General features: G+C 46.5%; 7 protein-coding genes. 1 reads left to right on the top strand and 6 read right to left on the bottom strand.

What is annotated here, in order from left to right; all coding sequences use genetic code 11:
• Nucleotides 1-78: 78 nt before the first annotated feature.
• The 5 genes from era to RMO84_RS06895 all read right to left on the bottom strand — a co-directional run bounded on the left by era (nucleotide 79) and on the right by RMO84_RS06895 (nucleotide 3,544).
• Nucleotides 79-1,110, bottom strand: a complete 1,032-nt coding sequence (gene era, locus RMO84_RS06915) for a GTPase Era (protein WP_310487735.1) — start codon at nucleotides 1,108-1,110, stop codon at nucleotides 79-81.
• Between the two features lie 279 nt (nucleotides 1,111-1,389).
• A complete protein-coding gene (locus RMO84_RS06910; protein WP_310487734.1) occupies nucleotides 1,390-2,136 on the bottom strand; it encodes an alpha/beta hydrolase in 747 nt (248 codons plus the stop codon).
• Nucleotides 2,137-2,384: 248 nt separating this feature from the next.
• On the bottom strand, nucleotides 2,385-2,870 hold the full coding sequence (locus RMO84_RS06905; protein ID WP_310487733.1) for a protein tyrosine phosphatase family protein: 486 nt from the start codon (nucleotides 2,868-2,870) through the stop codon (nucleotides 2,385-2,387).
• A 36-nt stretch (nucleotides 2,871-2,906) separates the two neighbouring features.
• Nucleotides 2,907-3,053, bottom strand: coding sequence for a hypothetical protein (locus RMO84_RS06900; protein WP_310487732.1), 147 nt, complete (start codon nucleotides 3,051-3,053; stop codon nucleotides 2,907-2,909).
• 344 nt (nucleotides 3,054-3,397) lie between these two features.
• A complete protein-coding gene (locus tag RMO84_RS06895) occupies nucleotides 3,398-3,544 on the bottom strand; it encodes a hypothetical protein (RefSeq protein ID WP_310487731.1) in 147 nt (48 codons plus the stop codon).
• Nucleotides 3,545-3,827: 283 nt separating this feature from the next.
• Here RMO84_RS06895 and RMO84_RS06890 point away from each other — a divergent pair, with 283 nt between their 5' ends.
• Nucleotides 3,828-4,733, top strand: a complete 906-nt coding sequence (locus RMO84_RS06890; RefSeq protein ID WP_310487730.1) for a hypothetical protein — start codon at nucleotides 3,828-3,830, stop codon at nucleotides 4,731-4,733.
• Here RMO84_RS06890 and RMO84_RS06885 read toward each other — a convergent pair.
• Nucleotides 4,726-5,353 (bottom strand): retron system putative HNH endonuclease (locus tag RMO84_RS06885; RefSeq protein ID WP_310487729.1); only part of this gene is annotated, 628 nt, incomplete at its 5' end. The two genes, RMO84_RS06890 and RMO84_RS06885, sit on opposite strands and share 8 nt — an antisense overlap.

The following is a 5,353-nucleotide window of genomic DNA, read 5'->3' as shown; positions in this document are numbered from 1 at the left end:
GTAAAACTTTAGTAAATGAGCGCGATCGACCAGCTCGCTGCTGTGATAATACCGACACACTTGGCTCACTTCTGTCTCCTACTCCACCCGATACCCCAGTTCCGCCAGCCGCAAACCAGATTGCCGCCATTTAGGTTGGACTTTGACAAACAATTCGAGATAAACTTTGCCAGCAATCAGTTTTTGCATTTGCTCTCTGGCATTGCTGCCAATTTGCTTGAGCATTTGCCCGCTTTTGCCGATCAAAATCCCTTTTTGCGAGTCGCGCTCGACATAGATCGTGGCAAGGACGCGGGTAATTTTGGCATCTTCTTGGACGCGATCGATCGTCACGGCGACAGAATGGGGTAATTCCTCGCGGGTGAGCAAGATAATTTGTTCGCGAATTAATTCGCCCATAATAAACCGCTCCGGCTGATCGGTGACTAATTCTGGCGGGTAATAATAAGGGCCGAGTTCGAGATTTTCGCTCAGACTAGCTTGCAATCGATCCAATCCGGTTTCCGCCGTTGCGGAAAAGTTGACAACCTGCCATTGATGCGCCTGAGCGAGTTCGAGATAGCTAGCATCGATCGCTTCTAAGTGAGAGCGGCTCAGATCGGTACGCAAATCGATTTTGTTGATCCCCAGAATAATTGGCGTTTTGACATTGATGAGCAGCTCGGCAATAAACCTGTCCCCACCGCCAGCTATCTCGATACCATCGACTACAAACAGCACCACATCGACAGCCCCGATCGCACTTTGAGCATTTTTCACCAGCACTTCACCGAGCTTATGATGCGGCTTGTGAATCCCCGGGGTATCGACGAAGATCATTTGCGCCGTAGGGGTAGTGAGAATGCCCTGCAAGCGGTTGCGAGTAGTCTGGGGGACTGGAGAGACGATCGCAATTTTTTGACCGATGAGCTGGTTCATCAGCGTCGATTTGCCAACATTGGGTCTACCAATAATGCCGACAAATCCCGATCGAAATCCTTCCGGTGCCGCCGGAATCAAGCCGACACCCGCATCCGGTGCTGCATTTGCCACGCCATCTTGTTGCGCGGCTAGATACGCTTCGACTACGGATGGCTCGTTTGGTGTTGCTGGCTGGGATCGATCGGTCATTAGGTACTCACTTAGTGATTCTCCTTCGATCTTACCGCCTGGATGTCTAGATAAACAAGTTGGTAACGCGGGGCAATCGACTCTATGGTGACTGGTAAATGTCACCGATCTTGAGGTAGCTTCCAGTAAGAAGCATCATCTTCAGAGCCGATCTCGATCGTTGTCTAATTGGTGTCGCCGATCTATCTAAGGTACGATGCTTACTTTTGGCATTCTTCTTTCCCGCTCCCCGCTCCCCGCTCCCCGCTATCTTTTCATATATTAATCCAGCAACACCATCTAATTTAACTCCACTTTCAACCGTTGATGAAAAGCGATATCTGGTTCTAGCTCCTGCCAAAATCTTTGGATGTGACAACTGACTAATTCGGCACGAACGTAATGGAAGAAGTGTCCGCCGGTGGAGAGGTGCCAAATTTTATCGATTGGCTTTAAGTAATTTGTCCATCCATAAGCAGCCGGTGCCGAAATAACTGGATCGTCTTGACTACTACAAATTAGCAATGGCATTTCCACCCCACCGGCTGGCAAGATACTCGATCGAAATAGCGAATGACTCGATGGCGATTCGACCAAATCTCGCTCTATCCGATCGACAAGATCGTTAATATAACGATCGCAATTAGCGGGGAATAGGTCGCTGGCAATCGATTGCAAAATTTGCTCGCGACGATCGGATAAAGACCACAGTCGATCGTAATAATATGAATGCCAATTAAGCCCCGGTCGCACGGCCACGCTTAATAATGTCAATGAGGCGACTTGTCGCGGATACCGGCGCGCATAGATTAATGCGATCGTGCCACCAATGCCGTGTCCGATCAAATGCACTGGATCGATCGATCCGGACAAATGTGTTTGTAATAGTTCAACTGCCCGATCGATCGAACTAGCTTCATCCAAAGTTTGACAGTATTCCCAAACCTCAACAGCGATCGAATTTGATAAATTAGCGAGCAGCGGGCGATGAAAATACTTGAGACTAGGACTGGCACTAACCCAAAGAAATTTAGGCCGATTTGTCATTATATTTGTTATTTATTCAACGGGATGAAATCCGCTGCTGCTGTTTGCAGCCTATTCGATCTAAATAGTGAAACTATTCAGTTGAGACAACTCAATTTATAATTATTTTGTTTGTAAACTTAGCGCAACTTTCGGCAATTGCCAGACCGACAAACGCACCATTTTGGTTTACTATCGAACCGTCAATCTCCATCAGTGGTGGAAGAATATTATCACAACTATCGATCGTTAATATTAGTTAGGTCGAGTTAATTTTTATGAAGATAATCTGGCGCAATCGTTTCGATGAAAGTTTGCCAAATCTCATTAGGCGTCCAAATCTTAGCTAAATCCTGTCGCGCGATTGTTTCCGCCACACCCTGACTGAGACGATAGAGGTAAACAAAGACCGATACGCGCTTGTTGGCCGCGCAGTGAACGAAGATTTTTTGCGATCGATGTGCCTCCATCGCATTAGCGAATGCCTGAAAATCTGCCAGCGTGGGATTGTCCCAAATAACGGGAATGTGCAGATACTCAAGTCCGAGATTGCTCGCGATCTCGGCTTCATTAGGTAATGCATTCGGCGAATCAGTCAGCGCGAGATTGATGACAACCTGGTAGCCAGCGGCGGCGATGGCAGGGTATGCATCGCTCTTCGGTTGTCCGGCAGTTCCCAATCGATCGGAGATCGGGAGAAAACCAGCAATCTGTTCGAGCTGGCAATCTGAGGTTGCGGCAAGCCTATCGTCCATATACTGTCGATCGAGTAAATTAAGAGTGTTTAGATCTTAGTCTGTCTTCATGGACTTTGCCGCAGCAGGACACCAGCTCGGAAACTCTAGCTCCTCACGTTGCAATTCGGCACTCAGGCGTTCTCTCTCAGCAGGCGCAGCAATCGCCAATCTATTCCGCTTGAGGTCGAGATCTAGTTTCATAGATTGACATTCTGGGTGTATCTTTTTTTCCAGATCTTCCTCTGACGGTTTGGGTTCCGACGAACAAGCATTTAGGACGATCGCTATCCCAAGTAAGCAAACAACAAGATACTTCATCTAGATAATATCGCGAGAACATTATCGATCTATTCAGCGAGCGATCTGGAAAATCGGGATAATTCTCAGCGTGGCGATCGCTGTTGCTCGATCGTCGGTTGTCTCGCAGTTGCCAATCGCTCGGAGAGCTAGAGAAAATTAGCGATCTGTTCGAGCTGGCGATCTGAGTTTTAGGCAAGCATCTCGTCGATCTACTGTCGATCGGGTGAATTAAGAATGCATCGATCTTAGTCTGCCTTCATGGACTTGGCAGCAACCGGACACCATTGGGCGAACTGTAGTTCCGCATGAGCCAGTTCGGCACTCATGTATTTTTTATCATTAGGCTCGGCAGTAGTCAGTCTGTTCCGCCTAAGCTCTATTTCTCGTTTCATCGGCTCACAGTCTGGATGCATTTTATTTTCCATATATTCCGCTGACGCCATCGGTGCAGAGCAAGCATTTAGAGCGATAGCAGTCCCAATTAAGCAAAAAACAAGATACTTCATCAGACATATTCCGAGAACACTATCGATCTATTCGGCGATCGATCTTGCAAATCGGGATGATTCTCAGCGCAACCCTTGTAGCATTCTTCGCAAATGGCAATCGATCGTGATGGTTTTGTCTGGCTAGACTTAAAATATCCCGCACCGATCTCGAGAATTCCTAGCTAATATGGGTAACATGAGAGAGGAGTACTTACTCGCCGATATCGCGCCCACCCCGAATTATATGCGAAGCGACTTAGATACGACAGCAACCATCGATCCAAGCATCGACGAACGCCTAGCCAAATTTGCTCGATCGAGCCAAACTGGCGTCTGGAATCATCTAGATAAAAGCCAACTGATCGAAGATATCCGCGAACGGCTGACGAATCCTTTTAAAATTGAGCAAGGCGAACAGCCATTTTGCGGCCCCGCAGCGGTAGTATTTGAGCTAATTCGCAAACAACCCGATCGCTACATCGATATCTGTCAAAATCTCTACGAGCATGGCAGTTTTGATGGCTACACCAAAAAAATCGTCGCATCAGGTAGATTGTGCCGCAGCTATGGCAATCTCAGGATGCCGCAAGTTGATTGGATGCTACTGGCGACACTTCGCGATTGTGCTAACAAAATCGTCCCCGTTCATCCCAAAGCACCGCGATTGATTCGCGAACTCAGTGGTATTACCAAACCGTGGGAAATCAATGGTTGGGTGAAAGAATTACTTGGTTACTCTCAAACCAAATCTCACCCGACAATATTATCTGGTGAATTTCGCGCTTTGCAAGAAGCGCAACACACGATCGAATCTGGTGGCGTAGCGTTTGGATTGATCAATTCCGAAGGCTTGCTGGGCAATAATTCTTTTCTCATGTCCCGATTTCGTCGTGTTTTTCCCAATCATTGGGTGGCGATCCTGGGTAATATCTCGATCGAACCACCGACGAAGATAACTAAAAATAAGCAAAGTCGCGTCCAGTTTGATATCTATGCCTGGGGTCGGAAAATTCACGTTAATACCGATACTGCGACGATTAAAGATTTTTTTTGGGGTGTTGCTGTGGGTAAATCAGTCAGCGAGGTTATATAGATCGATCCATTTTTTCCTGTTTTAATAGATACACGATCGACTGACAATAAGGCTGATACATACCGTCGCTATTGATATGGCTGTAATAATGAATCAACTTATCAATTTCATCATCAGAAAGTGGTAGCTGTAAATCTGGATCGCCGTAAATACTATCGATCGTGCTTGCTCTCACAGCTTGTAATTTAGGAATATTTAGGCGCAGTTTATCGATCGTTTTCTCCCCTCGTTCGGCTTTTTCGGTCACTCGACTAGGTAAAATTTCACCAATAGCCGTATATTCAAAGAAATCCTCACAATCCGCTATCAGTGGCGATACTAATAATTCAACATCGAACCAATCACCTTTACCCATCCCGCAATGTCTAGGTTCCTTTGGTTGAATTTTTTGTTGACAGGAAGCCAGTAGATTGAAATAATCTAATTCTAAATGTGGATAGTCTGTCTGTGGCTGAAAATGCTCGATATGACTGTCAGATGTTACGATCCTTTCGCCACAATAGCAGCAAATATGTCCTTGTTCGACAATTAGGTGGTAATGAAACTGTTGTTTATCTTTACCACGCAGCAGCTCGTAAGTTGGTTGCCAATCATCATTAGCCTGTGCTTTGAAATTCGCC

It is taken from the genome of Chamaesiphon sp. VAR_69_metabat_338 (assembly GCF_031423935.1).
Taxonomy (GTDB): Bacteria; Cyanobacteriota; Cyanobacteriia; order Cyanobacteriales; family Chamaesiphonaceae; genus Chamaesiphon.
The sequence above is the reverse complement of the archived record's forward strand: the minus strand, read 5'-3'. Positions and strand labels throughout refer to the sequence as shown.